The 16,640-nt window shown below is 40.4% G+C and carries 16 protein-coding genes and 1 riboswitch; of the genes, 10 read left to right on the top strand and 6 right to left on the bottom strand.

The window, feature by feature from the left end:
- The first annotated feature begins 21 nt into the window (after nucleotides 1-21).
- Nucleotides 22-780 carry a nucleotidyltransferase domain-containing protein gene (locus tag JZO85_RS21315; protein ID WP_207110537.1) on the top strand — a complete coding sequence of 253 codons (759 nt, stop codon included), beginning with the start codon at nucleotides 22-24 and terminating at the stop codon, nucleotides 778-780.
- A 123-nt stretch (nucleotides 781-903) separates the two neighbouring features.
- Here the strand turns inward: JZO85_RS21315 and JZO85_RS21320 are convergent, their stop codons facing one another.
- The 4 genes from JZO85_RS21320 to JZO85_RS21335 are packed head-to-tail and all read right to left on the bottom strand — an operon-like array spanning nucleotide 904 to nucleotide 3,497.
- Nucleotides 904-1,296: a DUF1801 domain-containing protein gene (locus JZO85_RS21320; RefSeq protein ID WP_207110538.1), complete on the bottom strand. Its 393-nt coding sequence runs from the start codon at nucleotides 1,294-1,296 to the stop codon at nucleotides 904-906.
- Nucleotides 1,297-1,302: 6 nt separating this feature from the next.
- Nucleotides 1,303-1,779 (bottom strand): GyrI-like domain-containing protein, encoded by a 477-nt coding sequence (locus JZO85_RS21325; protein WP_207110539.1) that lies wholly within the window; start codon nucleotides 1,777-1,779, stop codon nucleotides 1,303-1,305.
- 55 nt (nucleotides 1,780-1,834) lie between these two features.
- The gene (locus JZO85_RS21330; protein WP_207110540.1) at nucleotides 1,835-2,752 is read right to left on the bottom strand and encodes a helix-turn-helix transcriptional regulator; all 918 of its coding nucleotides are present in this window, start codon (nucleotides 2,750-2,752) and stop codon (nucleotides 1,835-1,837) included.
- A gap of 40 nt (nucleotides 2,753-2,792) precedes the next feature.
- Nucleotides 2,793-3,497 carry an ArsR/SmtB family transcription factor gene (locus tag JZO85_RS21335; protein ID WP_207110541.1) on the bottom strand — a complete coding sequence of 235 codons (705 nt, stop codon included), beginning with the start codon at nucleotides 3,495-3,497 and terminating at the stop codon, nucleotides 2,793-2,795.
- Between the two features lie 90 nt (nucleotides 3,498-3,587).
- Here JZO85_RS21335 and JZO85_RS21340 point away from each other — a divergent pair, with 90 nt between their 5' ends.
- The 4 genes from JZO85_RS21340 (at nucleotide 3,588) to JZO85_RS21355 (ending at nucleotide 7,577) form a co-directional block, all read left to right on the top strand.
- On the top strand, nucleotides 3,588-4,433 hold the full coding sequence (locus JZO85_RS21340) for an isocitrate lyase/PEP mutase family protein (protein ID WP_207110542.1): 846 nt from the start codon (nucleotides 3,588-3,590) through the stop codon (nucleotides 4,431-4,433).
- On the top strand, nucleotides 4,430-5,656 hold the full coding sequence (locus JZO85_RS21345) for a dicarboxylate/amino acid:cation symporter (protein ID WP_207110543.1): 1,227 nt from the start codon (nucleotides 4,430-4,432) through the stop codon (nucleotides 5,654-5,656). The genes JZO85_RS21340 and JZO85_RS21345 overlap by 4 nt, the downstream gene beginning before the upstream one ends.
- Nucleotides 5,657-5,847: 191 nt before the next feature.
- Nucleotides 5,848-7,146, top strand: coding sequence for a Y-family DNA polymerase (locus tag JZO85_RS21350; protein ID WP_207110544.1), 1,299 nt, complete (start codon nucleotides 5,848-5,850; stop codon nucleotides 7,144-7,146).
- Between the two features lie 2 nt (nucleotides 7,147-7,148).
- Nucleotides 7,149-7,577: a hypothetical protein gene (locus JZO85_RS21355; protein WP_207110545.1), complete on the top strand. Its 429-nt coding sequence runs from the start codon at nucleotides 7,149-7,151 to the stop codon at nucleotides 7,575-7,577.
- 180 nt (nucleotides 7,578-7,757) lie between these two features.
- Here the strand turns inward: JZO85_RS21355 and lepB are convergent, their stop codons facing one another.
- The gene (gene lepB / locus JZO85_RS21360) at nucleotides 7,758-8,327 is read right to left on the bottom strand and encodes a signal peptidase I (RefSeq protein ID WP_207110546.1); all 570 of its coding nucleotides are present in this window, start codon (nucleotides 8,325-8,327) and stop codon (nucleotides 7,758-7,760) included.
- A 141-nt stretch (nucleotides 8,328-8,468) separates the two neighbouring features.
- Between lepB and JZO85_RS21365 the strand changes: the two genes are divergently transcribed.
- A complete protein-coding gene (locus JZO85_RS21365) occupies nucleotides 8,469-9,104 on the top strand; it encodes a pentapeptide repeat-containing protein (protein ID WP_207110547.1) in 636 nt (211 codons plus the stop codon).
- A complete protein-coding gene (locus tag JZO85_RS21370; protein ID WP_207110548.1) occupies nucleotides 9,105-9,800 on the top strand; it encodes an alpha/beta hydrolase in 696 nt (231 codons plus the stop codon).
- Nucleotides 9,801-9,840: 40 nt separating this feature from the next.
- Here the strand turns inward: JZO85_RS21370 and JZO85_RS21375 are convergent, their stop codons facing one another.
- On the bottom strand, nucleotides 9,841-12,060 hold the full coding sequence (locus tag JZO85_RS21375; protein ID WP_207110549.1) for a MucBP domain-containing protein: 2,220 nt from the start codon (nucleotides 12,058-12,060) through the stop codon (nucleotides 9,841-9,843).
- A 352-nt stretch (nucleotides 12,061-12,412) separates the two neighbouring features.
- A riboswitch (M-box (ykoK) riboswitch) is annotated at nucleotides 12,413-12,580 on the top strand.
- A gap of 113 nt (nucleotides 12,581-12,693) precedes the next feature.
- On the opposite strand from JZO85_RS21375, the gene JZO85_RS21380 reads away from it, so the two are divergent.
- Genes JZO85_RS21380 through JZO85_RS21390 form a run of 3 tightly spaced genes read left to right on the top strand, consistent with a single transcriptional unit; the run spans nucleotide 12,694 to nucleotide 16,569 of the window.
- Entirely contained in the window at nucleotides 12,694-13,842 is a 1,149-nt protein-coding gene (locus JZO85_RS21380; RefSeq protein ID WP_207110550.1) for an FtsW/RodA/SpoVE family cell cycle protein, read from the top strand.
- A complete protein-coding gene (locus tag JZO85_RS21385; RefSeq protein ID WP_430732927.1) occupies nucleotides 13,814-14,953 on the top strand; it encodes an FtsW/RodA/SpoVE family cell cycle protein in 1,140 nt (379 codons plus the stop codon). The genes JZO85_RS21380 and JZO85_RS21385 overlap by 29 nt, the downstream gene beginning before the upstream one ends.
- Before the next feature lie 38 nt (nucleotides 14,954-14,991).
- Nucleotides 14,992-16,569: a phosphatase PAP2/LCP family protein gene (locus JZO85_RS21390; protein WP_207110551.1), complete on the top strand. Its 1,578-nt coding sequence runs from the start codon at nucleotides 14,992-14,994 to the stop codon at nucleotides 16,567-16,569.
- The last annotated feature ends 71 nt before the right edge of the window (nucleotides 16,570-16,640 follow it).

Raw genomic sequence — 16,640 nt, forward strand, 5'->3', positions numbered from 1 at the left:
TAGGAAGGCAGGATTATAGGAATGAAAGAAAAAATCAAACAAGCCCTGCAAGAAATTGCCAAGCAAGAAAACATTGAGATTCTTTATGCAGTAGAAAGCGGCAGTCGTGCTTGGGGATTTCCTTCTAAAGATAGTGACTATGATGTACGTTTTCTCTACCGAAGAGAAAAAGATTGGTATTTGAAATTAGAAAAAACAAAGGATCATTTAGAATTTCCTATTGATGAACAATTAGATATTTGCGGTTGGGATTTAGATAAGACACTGAGCTTGCTGCAAAAGAGTAACCCCGCTTTACTAGAATGGCTCAGTTCTCCCATTGTCTATCAGGAAGATACTCAGTTTGTTGCAGAACTACGTCGCTTGAGTGAAAAAAATATGGATGAGCAGCGGTTGATATATCACTATCTTCATATGGCAGAAGGCAACTATCGGGAATATTTAAAAAAAGAGTTTGTCCGAATCAAAAAATATTTTTATGTGCTTCGTCCAGTACTAGCATGTATGTGGATTAAAGAATACCATCAAAGACCGCCGGTAGCGTTTGAACGATTATTGGAGCAGCCGGATTTATCAGTGGAGTTGTTGAAGGTGATTGACGAGCTATTGGTTCGGAAGAAGAGGGGAGACGAATTAGACGTAGAGGCAGCAATACCACAGTTGAATACTTTTTTGGACGAGCAGCTGCAGTTTTTTGCAGAATATGTTAAAGAGCTTGATAAGAAACCTGGGATCGCTTCTGCTGAGTTGAATGCCTTTTTCTTGAAATGGGTGAAGTAGTGGGAGCCGGTGAACCAGGGAGATCGACTCTTTGCGGCGTTTCAAGTTTATTTGAAATTTAAATACAAAAAATCAATCACCTAGTATTTGTTGCTAAGTGATTGATTTTTTTGTTTAAAAGAGCTATTTATTTTTGTGATAAGTTAGGCCCATTTGAATACAAATCCGTAAATTCTCTATCGGAAGAGGCGCATCAGGATCAATAATGATCGCTCTGTTTTTAGAAAAAGTTAACTCGTCCTGGAACATTTCTCTGAATTGTTCGATAAGGTGTGTCTGACAATGAAAGAAAATAGCAACGTTATCGTCACCAAAAGTATCTAATCTGATAGGCGTTCCTTTTTTAGCAGTGTAAGAGGGCTGATTCCATTTCAGGTTTTCTACCAAACTTTCATCGGGGGCTACTTCTCTGCTAATATCAAAAATTAGTTGTCGGATTTCTAGTAAAGCTGTCTTTTGTTCAGCTGAGTACCCATCAAACTTCCTTTTTACATTAGAATCATTAAATAGATCCATTATTTTTTACCTCCTTCTAACAGGGAGCCAAAGCTCACTTTTATACGAATCAGATGTCATGTCGCCTTGAAAATAAATTTCAAAACGAGGGAGTGGTAATTGGTCGTAGTCGGAATTTGGCAGCCAAGAATAAATTATTTCCTTTTTCAGCTGCATCATCGCATGGGGGATAGGACCGGTACATTCGAATTTCGCCCACTCTGCTTCAGGAAAATCAATGCTAGCTAGCTCTTCGTGATCGTCTATCCTGCTAGTTGTTCCAATGAGGTAGTTAAAGTTTTCTTGCCCATTTTCATCAGAAACACCCAAAAAACCGTTTATCTCACCATCAGAGACAGTCATTAATTGGCCCATCATTTCTGGAGTCAAGGATGCCCACATCGACGCAATCTCCTCAAAATTTTCCTTGCCTTCAACAACAGGAAAGTGTTTTTTGAAACCAACTACCTTAAATGCAGATTTTTTTTGTAAATGTACGTTCATAAAATTCGCCGCCTTTTCTATTATTATCCTTAGTATGCAATAACAATACTGACAGCTATATGTCACTATTTAATTCATTGTTCAATTTTTTTATTATTTGCGAATACTCTTGTTTTAGTTCATTAGGAGCTAAAATCGTGACACTTCCATGAAACCTAAGCAGATAGGCCGCTATTTCTTCTAAACTATGAGAGGAAAAGCTGACGAGTATTTTATCGTCCAGTATTTGCATTTCATTCGCTAAATAATAGTCAAATAGCCTTCCTAATGAGCTTTTTGGGAATTCTAGTTTGATCTGAAATTCTTTAGATGAAGCAAGATCGGATTTACTGTCGAATTTTGGGCTGAAATTTTCAGTTGTTAAAGTAAATGATCGAATTCTTGTTACTTTAAAAAATCGGAAAGCTTGTCGCAGTTCACAGTAGGCACGCATAAACCAGCTTCCATTAAATAGGCCCAGCTCGTGAGGCTGCACTGTGCGCGTGGTCATTTCTCCAGTACCATCGGCGTATTTGATCACTGCTTTGATTTTTTTAGTCATCGCAACTCGTATTTGTTTGTTTATATCAAGAACATATTTTTCAATTGCTGGTCGGTGAACAGTGGGCGAGCTTAAGGATAATAATCGATCGTCTGATGAATGGTTCGAAAGAAGTCGGACCTTCTCTTTTAAAACACTGGGTTCATGCGTTTCTCCGATTATTTTTTCGTTGACCGTTAGCGAATCCAAGATCAATTGCTTTTCTGTTTCGGTAAAGCTAAGTGAGCGAAGCTTGAAGGAATCAATAAGTGAGATCCCGCCATTTCGACCAAAGCTGGAGCTGATCGGAAAGCCAGCATTTTCAATTGTCTGGATATCGCGAAAGACGGTTCTTTTTGAGACATCAAATCTTTCCGCAAATTCTGAAGTTGTGATGACGTCATTTTCTAAAAGCAGAACAATCATTGCGAGTATTCTTTCTATTTTTTTCATCTAACTAATGTTTCTCCTTGCTTGTGATTTCGATGCCACATTAGGACGGCTCATTCTTTACGAGTACTTTTTGACTGTCCCTGTTTTTATAGACGGTCCGCAGCCAAGCAGGGGAAACCGCTGACAAAATGACACTTCGGTTTTTATCGGATTTTATTATCCAGCCTTGTCGTAAAAAGGCGGCACAAATTTCTGAACCTAAAGGACCAGCCAGATGGAATCTTCGTTCACTCCAATCCATGCAAAGTTTTCCGTTTAACGCTTCAGGAGAACTCACCCCAATCTCTTCAAAAAATATTCGACCAGCGTCAGTTAGTGAAATTTCGTGATTTTTCCTTCTCAAGTAATCCTTCTCAATAAAGAAGTCAAACAAATTTACCCCCAATTTTCCAGCTAAATGAGAATAGCAGGTACGGGCCTCTTTTATTTCTATATATTCTTGTTTTTGATTGTAGGACTGGATCTTTTGAGGTGTGGAGATAGTCATCAATAATTCCAGTATGTCCGCAATTGACTCGTTAATTAGTCCATAGTACACATTTTTTCCTTGTTTATAAGTATCTATCCAGCCTATCTGGGTAAGCTTTTTTAAATGGTAGGACGTGGTACTAAGGGAAACGCGGGTTCTTTTTGAAAGTTCAGTCACGGTGTAATAGCGACCATCGATCATAATAGTCATTAATTTTATTCTTGTTGGATCACCAATAAGCTGAATTGTTTCTGGCAGATTTGGGATTCCATTCATAAATTTCATCTCTTTTCTACACTTCGACCGTCATCGAAGTATCTGTGTGTTAACTTACTATTATCTTATCAGAATGAGGAGTTGAATAAAATGAATAGTACTCACCAACAAGAAGCGGCGGCCCAGTTACAAGCGCTGCATAAGCAAAAGGAATTATTTGTTTTACCAAATATATGGGATGCAGGAGGCGCAAAAATCGTTGAGGCAAAGGGCTTTAAGGCGATTGCTACGACAAGTGCAGGAATAGCCTTTGCGAATGGATATTCAGACGGCGAAGCGTTGCCGTTTAGTCTCTTAATAGAGACTGTTAAACGCATTTCTAGTAAAATCTCCACCCCTTTATCTGTTGATTTTGAAAGAGGGTATGGTGAAGAGGAGGGGGAGATCTACGAAAATACGAAACAATTATTAGCTGCCGGCGCTGTTGGCCTTAATATTGAAGATGGCTTGCCCAACAACAAACTATCAGAAGTAGAGTCAATGAAGAAAAAGCTGCAAGTCATGAACGATTTGAAGAATGAGCTGGGAATTGATTTTCTAATTAATTCCAGAACAGACATTTACTGGAACCAGATTGGCTCGGAAAAAGAACGATTGAGGAAGACGATTGAACGTGCCAACAGCTATTTCTCATGGGGAGCCGATTGCGTATTTATACCAGGGAGTATTCCATTTAATGAACTGGAAATAGTAACTAAGGAAGTTGCCGGACCGATCAATGTTTTATTAAATGAACAGTTAAAAAATATAGATGCATTAAACAAGATCGGGGTCAAAAGAGTCAGCTTGGGCTCCTCGTTGAGTAGAAACAGCATAACTAATTTATTCAATCAAAGTGAACAGATAAGGAAAAATCATTTTGATCTTTTGCTAAAGGATACGTTGTCTTATGACTATGTAAATCAGTTTTACGGAGCACAGGAGGAAGAAAAATGAAGTACATCGCAAATTATAAATCATCCCTTTTACTTCTTCTGTGTATAGGTGTCGGAGGGCTTGTTGGGATAATTTTTCCAGAGAGTTCGGTTATTACTTATCCTGTGGGAAGCATCTATTTAAATTTTCTCTATGTTTTAGTCACACCGCTGATATTCTTTAGCGTCATAACAGCGATCATTTCTACAAAAACGGTAGAAAAGGCCAAGCATATTTTATTTTTGAGTATGGTCACATTTTTGCTGTTTTCTTTGGCGGCGAGTCTCATCGCACTGCTATTAGGTATTTCATTGCCGTCTATGGTAGCCTCTGACAGCAGTGCCATTATAAATACGCTGCCGCAGATAAATGAGAAAGTAGACTTTACAGAAAAAATCATCCGAATGCTCTCTGTAAAAAATCTGCCGGAGCTGTTTCAATCCGAGAATATGATTCCGTTATTGCTATTTTCAGCACTGGCGGCAGCGTCGATCAGAAAATTAGGCAACAAAGCTAAGTTATTAAAGGAGCTATTTTCAGTCATTACCGATCTTCTGTATACCATGATTTCAACATTAATGAAGTTTGCGCCGATTGGCTTTGGCTGCTATTTTTCATACAGTATCGGTCAGACAGGCGCTGCGATCTTAAAGAACTACGCAAAAATATTTCTTCTTTTTCTCTTATTCTCTATTTTGTTTTATTTCATTTTTTATAGTATCGTCATCTATTTTTCTGGAGGTGTTGCGAAGGTGAAGCTGTTTTGGCGATTCAATACGATTCCGTCGTTGACAGCCGTTGCGACAGCATCTAGTTCAGCATGTATTCCAGCAAATCTAGCTGCCTGCGATCAGCTAGGCATTGACAGAGATGTTTCCAGTACCATCATTCCATTAGGAGCAAATATTCATAAAGACGGAGCAACAGGTGCAAGTGTGTTAAAAATTTTATTAATTTTAGAACTTTGTAATATTGATTATATGAACTTCTCCACCTTAGTCTTAGTCATTTTAACGGCAATTTTATCGGGAATTGTCATGGGCACTGTTCCAGGAGGCGGCGTATCCGCGGCAATATTAATGATCTCAATCTTTAATCTGCCGAATGAAATGATGTCGATTATCATTCTATTGAGTACAGTATTTGATATTCCAGCCACATTATTGAATTCTGTTGGCAATATTCCCAGTGCTATGATTGTTGATCGAATGATTTTCCGAAAGAGGAACAGCACTGTTTTGTAGAAAAAAGTTAAAGGAATCATACCCGCAAAGCTCTTATAAAAAAATAGTGAAGCAAATGAATGACAGCTTTCGATAGTAATTATTGAAGGCTTTTTTTGCGTTTTTTTCTAGCTAAGTAAATGATTGACAAAAAGCCAGAATAATCTTAAACTAAAAACGAACATATGTTTGTTTTTTAGGAGGTGGTTTTGATGAACATTTATGAAGGAGAACCTATCAGAGATGTTTTTTGTATGGACTCCAAAAGTTTTTACGCCAGTGTGGAATGTATCGAGCATGGGTTGGAACCACTGGAAGATTTATTAGTCGTCATGAGCGGTGATCGTGAGAATGAAGGGTTGGTTTTAGCGGCCAGTCCGATGGCCAAAAAAGAGCTGGGGATCAGTAATGTCAGCCGCGGCTTTGAAATTCCTAATCATCCAAGGCTGCATATCGTGCCGCCAAGAATGACGCTGTATATCCAATATCACATGCGTATTCAGGAGATTCTTCGTTCATATATGGCAGAAGAGGACATTCATACATATAGCATTGATGAACAATTTGGTGATTTGACTCATAGCTGGAAATTATTTGGCAATAGTTCGGCAGAAGTCGGCAGGATGATTCAGAAAGAGATCATTGAAAAAGTAGGGATTTATACCTCCCTTGGGATGGGGGACAACCCACTATTAGCGAAAATTGCGATGGACATTGAGGCGAAGCACGATAAAGAGCGTATTGCTCAATGGCATTATCAGGATGTTCCAGAAAAAATTTGGCCGCTGCGTTTGAATGACTTTTGCGGTATCGGCAATCGAATGGAACGCCGCTATCAAATGATGGGATTAAGAACGATGGGGGATTTAGCCCACACTGATCCGTTTGTTTTGAAAAATCATTTTGGCGTGATGGGGATGCAGCATTACATGCATGCTTGGGGAATCGACCGGTCAGTGCTTTCGCAAAAAGATTTGTATCCTACTAAAGAAAAATCAATCGGCAACTCACAAGTTCTACCGAAAAATTATGCTCATAAAGGAGATATTTTGACAGTAATAGCGGAAATCTGCGAACAGGTCGCCCAACGTTTGCGTAAAGCGGACGTCTTAGGAGGTACGCTGCATCTAGGGATCGCTTATGCCTATTTTGGCAGCGGGAAGCGCGGCGGATTTCACCACCAGCTGAAGATTCCGCCGACCCATCAAGCGAAAGAGCTGACTCGTGTTGCTTTTTCATTATTTGAAAAGTATTGGGATAAATCTGAAGTCCGAAATATTTCCATTACTGTCTCTTCTCTGCGTCCGGCTGGCAGTTTACAGCTAAATCTTTTTGAAGATCCGAATCAAACGATCAAGGAAGAAAAAATTGATGAGGTCATTGCCCAAATTCGGAGCCGCTACAGCTTCACTTCGATCGTTCGAGCGCATTCATTGAACGAAGGCGCGACAGCAATTAAGAGAGCCGGCTTGGTGGGCGGTCATGCTGGTGGAATGGAAGGAATGGATTAGCCATGATTTATGATGATGACAGTGCAGAGCAGCTTTTTATGGAAGCTAAGCAAACCTACCAGGATCGCGGAATGATGAAGTGGATTGGTTTTTACTTATCAGATCATACGGCGGTCTTAGGCAAGGAGGCTGTGGAACGGAATCACATCAATGCCGGAAAAGAACAAATGAGTTTGGAAGAAATCGGAGAAGTTTTGCAGCAAGGGTATCTTAAAAATAAGCGGCTTGCTATTCAGCTGGAGACCTTAGACAATGAAGGAAACTATTTGAATGACCTTGTGGGAAAAATCGTCGGTCAAAAAGAAGAACAAATTTATTTGAACGAAGAGGAACGAGGCATGCTTCATTTAACAATCGAACAGATCCACCACGTTACCCTATTAGGCCCTAAGAAAATCCTGACAGAAAAAATTACTAAGCCGCTCGAATAATTGTTTAAGAGCTTCCTGTAGATGAAGGAAACGATGAGCTCAGCTCCAAATTTTATTAAAAGCATAAATGAAAGTCAAACGCTCCTATACTTTCGTAATCGAAAGCAATAGGAGCGTTTGACTTTAAATTTGTAAAGTATTTTTCAAAAAGACCTTCTAATCATTACTTTTGCGGCACGCTTAAAATAGCTTCAGCTCATTTAATGGCCAGAAACGCAGAATCACTTTTCCTTGGATCAAGGATTTGTCAACGAAGCCGAAGATCCGGCTGTCTTTAGAGATCAATCGATTATCTCCTAAAACGAAATATTGATTTTTAGGGACGGCCACATTGAAATCATCGGTGAAACTAGTCGCATTGGCTGCCTGCTCTTGAAACGCTTTGCTGTAGGAATACTCCTCGAAAAGCTTATCTTCTTTGAACTTTTCTTTGAATTCATCGAGATAGGTCTCAGCATATTCTTTGCCGTTGATTGTTAGGACATTGTTCTTCATTTCTACGTGATCACCGGGCAAGCCGATGATGCGTTTTACTACATAAATGCTTTGATTATCCGGCTCTTTAGTAGTGATGATGTCTTGTCTGTCTAAGTTGGATATTTTAGACGTAATCAGCCGCTGTTTGTCATGAAGGCTAGGATCCATCGAATGGCCTTCGACTTTTACTGGAGAAAAAACAAACATTCTAGCGAGAAAAATCAATGCTATGATTATGACTACCGGAAGCCATTCTTTTATTTTATTGCTCATAAGGTCACCTCGTTGGTAAATTTTATCATTCTTCAAAATAAAAAGCTCTTTTAAAACTCTCTTTTAGATTTGGGCTAGAGAAATCTTATGATTTATGGGAAACTTAGAACATAAAAATGAATGATGAGCAGGAGTAGAGCGATGAAGAAAAATTATCCAGCATCACCGATTTTACCAAAGAGTTTTACTGAAAATTTTTACTTAGAGGACGAAGCTGTGATTGAAGAGGTTCATGGTGTCGAGTTTGACTATAGCTACTTGAACTGTGAAAATCTCGTGCTGCGGCGATCGATTTTAGAAAAAGTGACGATGCAGCGTACGAAGCTGATCCGCTTTGAAGCCAGCAATGTGGTCATTAAAAATTGTGATTTTTCCAATCTTGAATGGATCGGCGGCAGCTTCCATCAAGTGGTTTTCGAAAATTGCAAGCTGACAGGTTGTAATTTTGCGGAAAGCTATTTGCGGGATTGTCAATTCAAGGATTGTCTTATTAGTTTTGGCTCCTTCAGCGCCACCAACTTGAAAAATGTGGCTTTTGAAAATTGTAAAATGACCGACAGCGAATTTTTTGAGGTCACCTGGAAGCATCTATTTTTGCTGAATAATGATTTGGACAATAGTAATTGGATGCGTACGAAATTGTCTGGTTTAGATTTTACCAGCAATCAATTTGGCAAAATTGCCTTTTCAATGGAGCAACTGAAGGGATTAAAGGTCGATTCATACCAAGCGCTGATCATCGCGGCTGGGTTAGGATTGGAGATTGTGGAGGAATAAATGAAAATAGAACAGAGGAAGATTCAGGGGATTCCTGTCATACGTTGGGGAGAACCGAGTAAAAAAATACTTTTAGCTTTTCATGGAGATCAATCTCATAAAGAGGATACCGTGATTCGGCTTTTAGCGGAAACGGCAACGAAGAAGGGGTATCAGGTTTGGAGCTTTGATTTACCGGAGCATGGGGAACGCAAAGAAGAGGACTATGAGCTGACTCCGCAAAATGTCGTTGCGGACGCGCAGCATCTCCTTTTTGAATTAGAAAAACAGGCAGAAAGTATTTCGTTATTTGGCTGCAGCATGGGGGCGTATTTTGGAATGCTGGCGTGTCAAAATAGGAAGATCGATCAAGGGTTCTTTTTGTCGCCAATTGTTGATATGCAGGAATTGATCGAAAATATGCTGCTTTGGTCGCAACGGACTCCAGCTGATCTGAAGCGGGAAAAGCGGATTGAAACGCCCGTAAAAATAGTAGAATGGGATTATTATTCCTATGTTGTTGAGCATCCAATCAAATGGGATATTCCGACAAATATTTTGTATGGCGGAAAAGACAACTTGACATCAAGAGCGACCATTGAAACATTTTCGGAGGCTGCTCAAAGCTTATTAACTGTCTTTGAGCCGGGAGAGCATTTCTTCCATACCGCTGAACAATTAGCTTTCTATCAGAAATGGTTGGAAGCAAATCTATAAAAGAACAGCCTGGCTAAATTTTTTTAGCCAGGCTGTTCTTTTATTTTATTCTTTTACGACTGAAAACAAGCAGAGCCGCTGCCAGAAGCAGCATGCTGGTGCCAGCGATCAGATACTTTGGAGTAATCGCTTCGCCGGTTTTCGGTAATTTTGCGGCCGCATTTTTTGTAGCGGTCGTTTGTCGCTTGGTGTTGATAGAGCCGCCTGCCGGTTTGACAGTGCCTTTGCTCGAATCAGTAATTCCACCTGTTGAATGTGTGTCCGTTGTCGTTGTAGCTGCTGTATCAACGCTGGACGAAGTAGTTCCCGAAGGCTCGCTTGTCTCAGTCGCTGGTGTCATTACAGGCTGATAGACATAGATAACCGTTTGTGCTTGATCGCTAAAGCTTCCTTTAGCATTTTTAGGAAGCTGTTTTTTATCTAAGGTATAGTTTTTGATTGTTGGCTGATATTCCTTGCCCGACACATCAAAAGCAGCTCCGATTTTACCAGTTAAGACTTTTTTTGCATGAATTTCTTTGCCCTTTGGATCAAGGTACTTGATCGTTACAGGTTTTGCTTCTTTTTCAGGATCGATCACGGTGACTGTAGCGGTCGCTTCAGCATGATCGCCTGTCCAGCTTCTATTAGGAACACGGTTATACGTATAAGTGATTTTATATTTCCCGACTTTGGTATTATCAACGCTTCCTTCGGTTTGAACATCATTGATCGTGATCGGCTGCCCATAAGGATCGGTTCCGCCGTCGAAGTTGTCCTCGAATTTCCACGCATCGTCAACGTAAATTGTGGAATCATGTGCATTTAGAATAGCTGAATTTCGTTTATAAACGTAAGTGACCGTTTGTGGATCAGCAGTTAATTCGCCAGTTGCATTGGAAGGCAATTGATCTTGATCCAGGGAGTAGCCAGGAATCGTCAACTGATAGTTTTCCGTGGTCGTATCATAAGGCTCTCCAACATTTCCTGTAATCGTTTGATTTTCACGAATTCGATCGCCGCTTTCATCTACATATTTAATTGTCAGCCCCGGTGAAGGAGTGGTGTGTTGAACAGTGAATTGGTGCAAATAGGTTCCAGCTGAGATAGCGTAAAAAGTAAATCCTTCCGGCTGATTGTATGTTCCAGCAGGATTATTCAAACGGGCGTTGTACTTAAACGTTTGTAATTGATCAAACTCTTCTTGTGTAACGCCAGAAATAGTAACCCCTTCGTCTGTTATAGCTAAGCGGCTGCTGTCCAGCTGTACACCATTGAAATCAAAATATGTTTGACTAGCACTATTTGAAGTAGTGAATGGCGGTACATAGCCATCGAAGTTCGTCATGCGGTTTGGCATGATTGAAAACGGAATGTAGATCGTCTTTTTGTCTGCATCGTAATTCAATTGATCAGCATTGATCGGTGTTGCAGCATCGCCTCGGCCAGTATTCTGACCGTATGCGGCAAGCTGTGTCAGTGCAGGCATTTGATTGATTGGTTTAAAATCAGTGATACCGCAAAATTGGACACGCAATTCCTTTAGTTTTGTCAAAGCAATTACAGGCTCAATAGTGGTAATGTTCATATTGGATTCGAAGGTTAAGGATTCCAAATTCGTCATTTTAGTGATTTTGTTATAAACGTTATTGGTCACGCTGCTCCCAGAAAGATTTAATTGAGTGAGTACCGGCCCGAAAATTGGAACATTTTGATCGGTGACATTTGTTCCCATCAGGTAGACCTGCTTCAATTTTGGCAAGCTGGCTAACACGGAAAAATCATTGATTTGATTATTGGAATTCATGTAGAAATATTCCAAATTACCTGCCAGCTCTAACCCTTTTAAGCTAGCTAAGGCAGTGTCGGTATTTTGGATGAAGAGGCTGGTCAGCTTCGGCATATCTTCTTGGGTCAATGTATCTTTTGTTTTCCCAATAGCTTTTGCGACGATTTGCTGCAGGACTGGATCAGGCATCCAAGTGTCTAAGCTGGCAGCGCGTGCTTCGACTGTGTTCGTTGTTGAACTTGTTTCAGCTGACGGAATAACCGTTGTACTTTCACTTGAAGCCGACGTGCTGGTTGACGGGACTGCTTCCGCTTCATTTGATGTTGAATGGATACTGTTTACTGAACTAGCAGAGGGGATCGATTCAGAGCTAGTTGAAATAGTTGAATCGCTGTCATATGTATTTGTTTCAGCACTCCCTTTGAGAGGAATACCGACAACAGAGCCCAAAATGATAGAACTGATTGCGGATAAATATAAAGCCTTTTTCACAAATATAACTCCTTTATAAGTAATTAGTAATGAATAAACAATAAAGCAATTTTTATAAATAAACTGTTCAAGTTTTATGCGCTGATTTTCGTTATTTGAACAATTCATTTTATTGACGAAAAACGCCTAGTATTTTCCGAAAAAATTATCTAAGCAAAGAATTTAGCAGAAATGAATAGTAAAAAAGTAAATACTATTTTTTTACTTAATGTAAATATCATAAAAAGTTTGTTATTCCTAGTAAATTTTTAGTAAAGGATTTCATAAGCAAAGTTAAAGAAATTTGGGTTTTCTATAGAAATTTTTGCTATTTACTGACAAAAAACGTAGTATTCTTTGTGAAAATAAATATAAGTAAACTTGTTAGGTGAGGCTCCTAAACAAACATAGGCTATTGTGCAGAAACGTCGAAAGACGCCAATGTGTAAAATAGGAATTGTCGGATTAAGGCTTTTCATAAAATAGCTAAGAGTAATTCTTTACGTTGTTTAGTGCTAAAACTCAGACGATGAGATTGATTGTGTGAGGCACCCAACTTGTTAGTTTTTTTGCTAACGATTGGTGTCTCTTTTTTAGGTTATTTGCTGTGGACTCTCTCGTCTCAAACAATTACTTGATGAAGGGGAGAGAGATATGATGAAAAGAAAAAAGATCGATTGGCCGTTGTTGCTGCCTTATTTAGGGGCAAGTCTAATCGGTCTTTTAATTGTTTTCAGCGCTAGTTCTTATCGATTGATGGCCGAAGGAGAAAATCCGCTAACGCTATTTAGTAAACAGGCCATTTTCATGGGTCTGAGCTGGCTGCTGATCGCAATTATTTATCATGTGAAATGCGCTGTTTTAGTGAAGGGTGGATTGGCAAAAAGCTTATTGGCGCTAGGATTGGTGAGTCTGCTGCTGGTAAAGATCAGCGGAGTCAGTATCAATGGCGCACAAAGATGGGTTTCCTTATTGGGTATCCAGTTTCAGCCTTCTGAAGTAACGAATGTCGCGTTGATTCTTTATTTGGCCTATTTTTTCCGAGTGAAACGAACGAGGCGCGAATTACTGGTTCCCGGCGGACTGGTTTTACTCAGCGGTTTGTTGATCCTGCTTCAGCCAAAAGTGACAGGTGCGATTATTATTTGGGGGGTTGCTTTAGTGATCATCACGACTGCTCAATTGCCTTATCAGCTTTCACTTATCATTTTTTTGACGCTTATCGCAGGGATTGCACTGATAGGAGGAGTCATTCTTTTGCTGGGCAGTCATCATCTTTTACCGGAATTATTTGCCCATACCTATGATCGCGTTCGGCTAGTGAGAGATCCTTTTCTCGACCCCTACGGAAAAGGCTTTCAAATGAGCAATTCTTATTATGCTCTTTATAACGGCGGTTTCTTTGGCCGAGGTTTAGGGAACAGTATTACGAAAAAGGGCTATCTGCCAGTTGCAGAAACGGATTTTGTCTATTCGATTTTAGTCGAAGAACTAGGTGTGGTGGTCGGCTTAATTGTATTAGCGCTGCTTTTTTTGATCGCTCTTCGTTTATTTGTACTAGCAGCAAAGGAAACGAGCCAGCAGATCAGCTTGATTTATTTTGGTGTTGGAACACTATTACTGATTCAAACAAGTATTAATATTGCCAGTATTTTAGGACTGATTCCCATGACAGGCGTGCCGCTGCCATTTATCAGTTATGGAGGAACCAGCTATCTGATTCTCTCAGCGGCTCTAGGTATTTGTCTAAAATTTTCTTCGGAGGTCCGAACAAATGATGAAACGTTTGAGCAACGAATTTAATTACTCTTTGTTTTTGCCGATCTTTTTATTCTATTTGATCAGTGTTGGTGTGCAGGCGATGGCCGCTGATTTAGACGGAGCAGAGGTAAAAAAGGTAGTAGTCAGGCAGATTATTTTCTGCCTGCTTTCACTGCTGGCGATGGGGGTAGTCAGCAGGATCAAAACGGCGCATCTATTACGATACGCGCCTGTTTTTTACATTTTATCATTAGGAATAATGCTCCTTTTGTATTGGTTTTATGATCCCGCGATGTACACCGTAACGAATACAAAGCGTTGGTTGCGAATTGGCGGTTTTTCCTTTCAGCCATCAGAGCTGATGAAGCTGAGCTTTATACTTTTTATGGTTCGTCTAACACTGATCAATGAGCGGAACTGCCAGCAGCGGACCATGAAAAGCGACCTGCATTATTTAGGCAAGATTGCCTTGTATAGTTTGCCGACATTCTTGTTGATGTTCATGCAGCGGGATTTTGGAACGAGTTTGGTTTTCATTGCTATTTTAGGTGCGCTGTTTGTTATTTCTGGAGTGCATTGGAAGATACTTGCTGCTATTACAGGTGCGGGGGCCGCTCTAGGGAGCACATTATTGGTTTTAGTATTTAGTCAATGGGGGAATAGGCTGCTCTATTGGCTGCACTTTAAAACCTATCAATTGGATCGGGTACGCGCCTGGGCCGATCCGTTTCAATATCGGGATTCTATTGCGTATCAGCAGGTACAGAGTCTCTACGCGATTGGATCTGGCGGATTATTTGGGCGAAAGGCAGAGCAAGCTTCCGTATATGTGCCCGTCCGTGAATCGGACATGATCTTTACCGTAATTGGTGAGAGCTTTGGGTTTATCGGCGGAACCTTGGTGATTTTTCTGTACTTCTATTTGTTTTACCAAGTCCTGTCTGCGGCAATAAACACAAATAATAAAGCGAATCTCTATATTGCAGCAGCGTTTGTGTTTAGTCTGCTGTTTCAAATTTTTGAAAACATTGGTGCGGCAATTGGTATTTTACCGCTGACCGGAATTCCCTTACCGATACTAAGCCAAGGCGGTACTTCCTTGATCGTACTGGGCGTCGGCTTAGGGATTATGTTGGGGTTTAGTGAAAAATAGATCGTTAGCTGAAAAAGAACGGAGAATCAATAATCATTATGCGAAAAAAATTGTTTATAAAAAGTATAGGCGCATTGCTTGCAGTCCTTCTATTTACCACTGCCATTACAGCAAATGCGCAATGGCTACACCACTTGGATCATCTATTCATTCAATATCGATTGCCAAACATTTACTACGCAACGCTTTTCGTAGGAGCAATAGCTAAGTTGGCCACCATTGCTCCGATGCTTGCCATTTTCATTACCCTTGCTGTCCTTTTACTGCGGAGAAATGATAAGGGGCTGGCTTTTTGGGCTTTGGGGAACTTGGTTTTTGCAAGTGCTGCAGGCTATTTACTGAAGCAGCTGCTCCAGCGCTCCCGACCGGATCAAATCCAATATATCTCCCGTACTTCTTACAGTTTTCCTAGTGGACATTCGCTGCTTATAGCGACCTTTATTTGTTCAGTCCTTTTGCTCTATTTTTTCAGCGAGAAAAAACCGCCGTTGCTTCTCAAGCTTGTTCTTTTATTTCTGCTGATCGCGGTTGCAGGCGGCAGAATTTATTTAGGTGTTCACTATTTTAGTGACGTTATCACTGGTTTACTTCTTGGAGCTGGACTGACCTTTGGAACTGCCGCATTATTTTACCCATATTTGCTGCCAGCTCAGACGAAAGATAAGAGAATCAGAAAATCACGTGTTTTATCATGGCAGAAGGGGATATTAGGTGTTCTTGCCGCTTTAGTCGTGCTTGTTTCGGGCTTAAGTGTTTTTGCAGTAAAGTTTTATCATAGTTCACAAAAAATAGCGGACTCGATGTATTCTCCCGTAGAGCGAACAGGAAAACGGAAGACTCCGAACGCATCTGAGCCGATGAGTATTTTGATTTTGGGAATTGCGAATGACGCTAAAAGAAAGACAGATTTTCGAGCGAATACGATCATGGTAGCGACATTGAACAATCAAACAAAAGAAACCACCTTGGTAAGTATTCCTCGTGATTCATTTGTTGAGATCGTTGGGGCGGACTATGAGGACAAAATCAACCATGCTCATTCGATCGGTGGACCAGAGATGATCATGAAGACGGTTGAACAGTTTTTAGATATTCCGATCCATCATTATGTTTCAGTGAATATGGACGGTCTGCAGACGTTAGTGGACGCAGTCGGCGGTGTGACTGTAAATAATGATTTTGCTTTTTCCGCAGAAGGTATCGACTATCCAAAAGGCAAACAGCATTTGAACGGCTGGGAGGCGCTGCAATATTCCCGCATGCGCTACGAAGATCCTAAAGGGGATTATGGCCGACAGGGAAGGCAAAGAGAAGTGATGGAATTGCTAATCAAAAAAATGCTTTCGACGAAAAGTCTTTTCAGCTATCAGAAGATTTTGGACGGTATCGGAGAAAATGGAAGGACGGATCTAACATTTGAGCAAATGCAGAAAATCATGACCGGCTACCATTCTTGTTTGACAAAAATCGATAGTCAGCAGGTTCAGGGTGAGGGCTTCACCGGAGATGGCTTTACTGGCGAAGAAGGGATTTCTTATCAAAGAATCCCGCAGGAGGAAGTGGACCGTGTGAAAGAATTGCTGCATAAACAATTGAATATAGAGGAGAAAGAATAGCTGGCGAAAACCATCCATTTTATGAAAAATAACTATTGGATTTCTTAATAAGGACGCTAAATTTTCTGCTT

It is taken from the genome of Candidatus Enterococcus murrayae, from assembly GCF_017315985.1.
Lineage (GTDB): Bacteria > Bacillota > Bacilli > Lactobacillales > Enterococcaceae > Enterococcus_A > Enterococcus_A murrayae.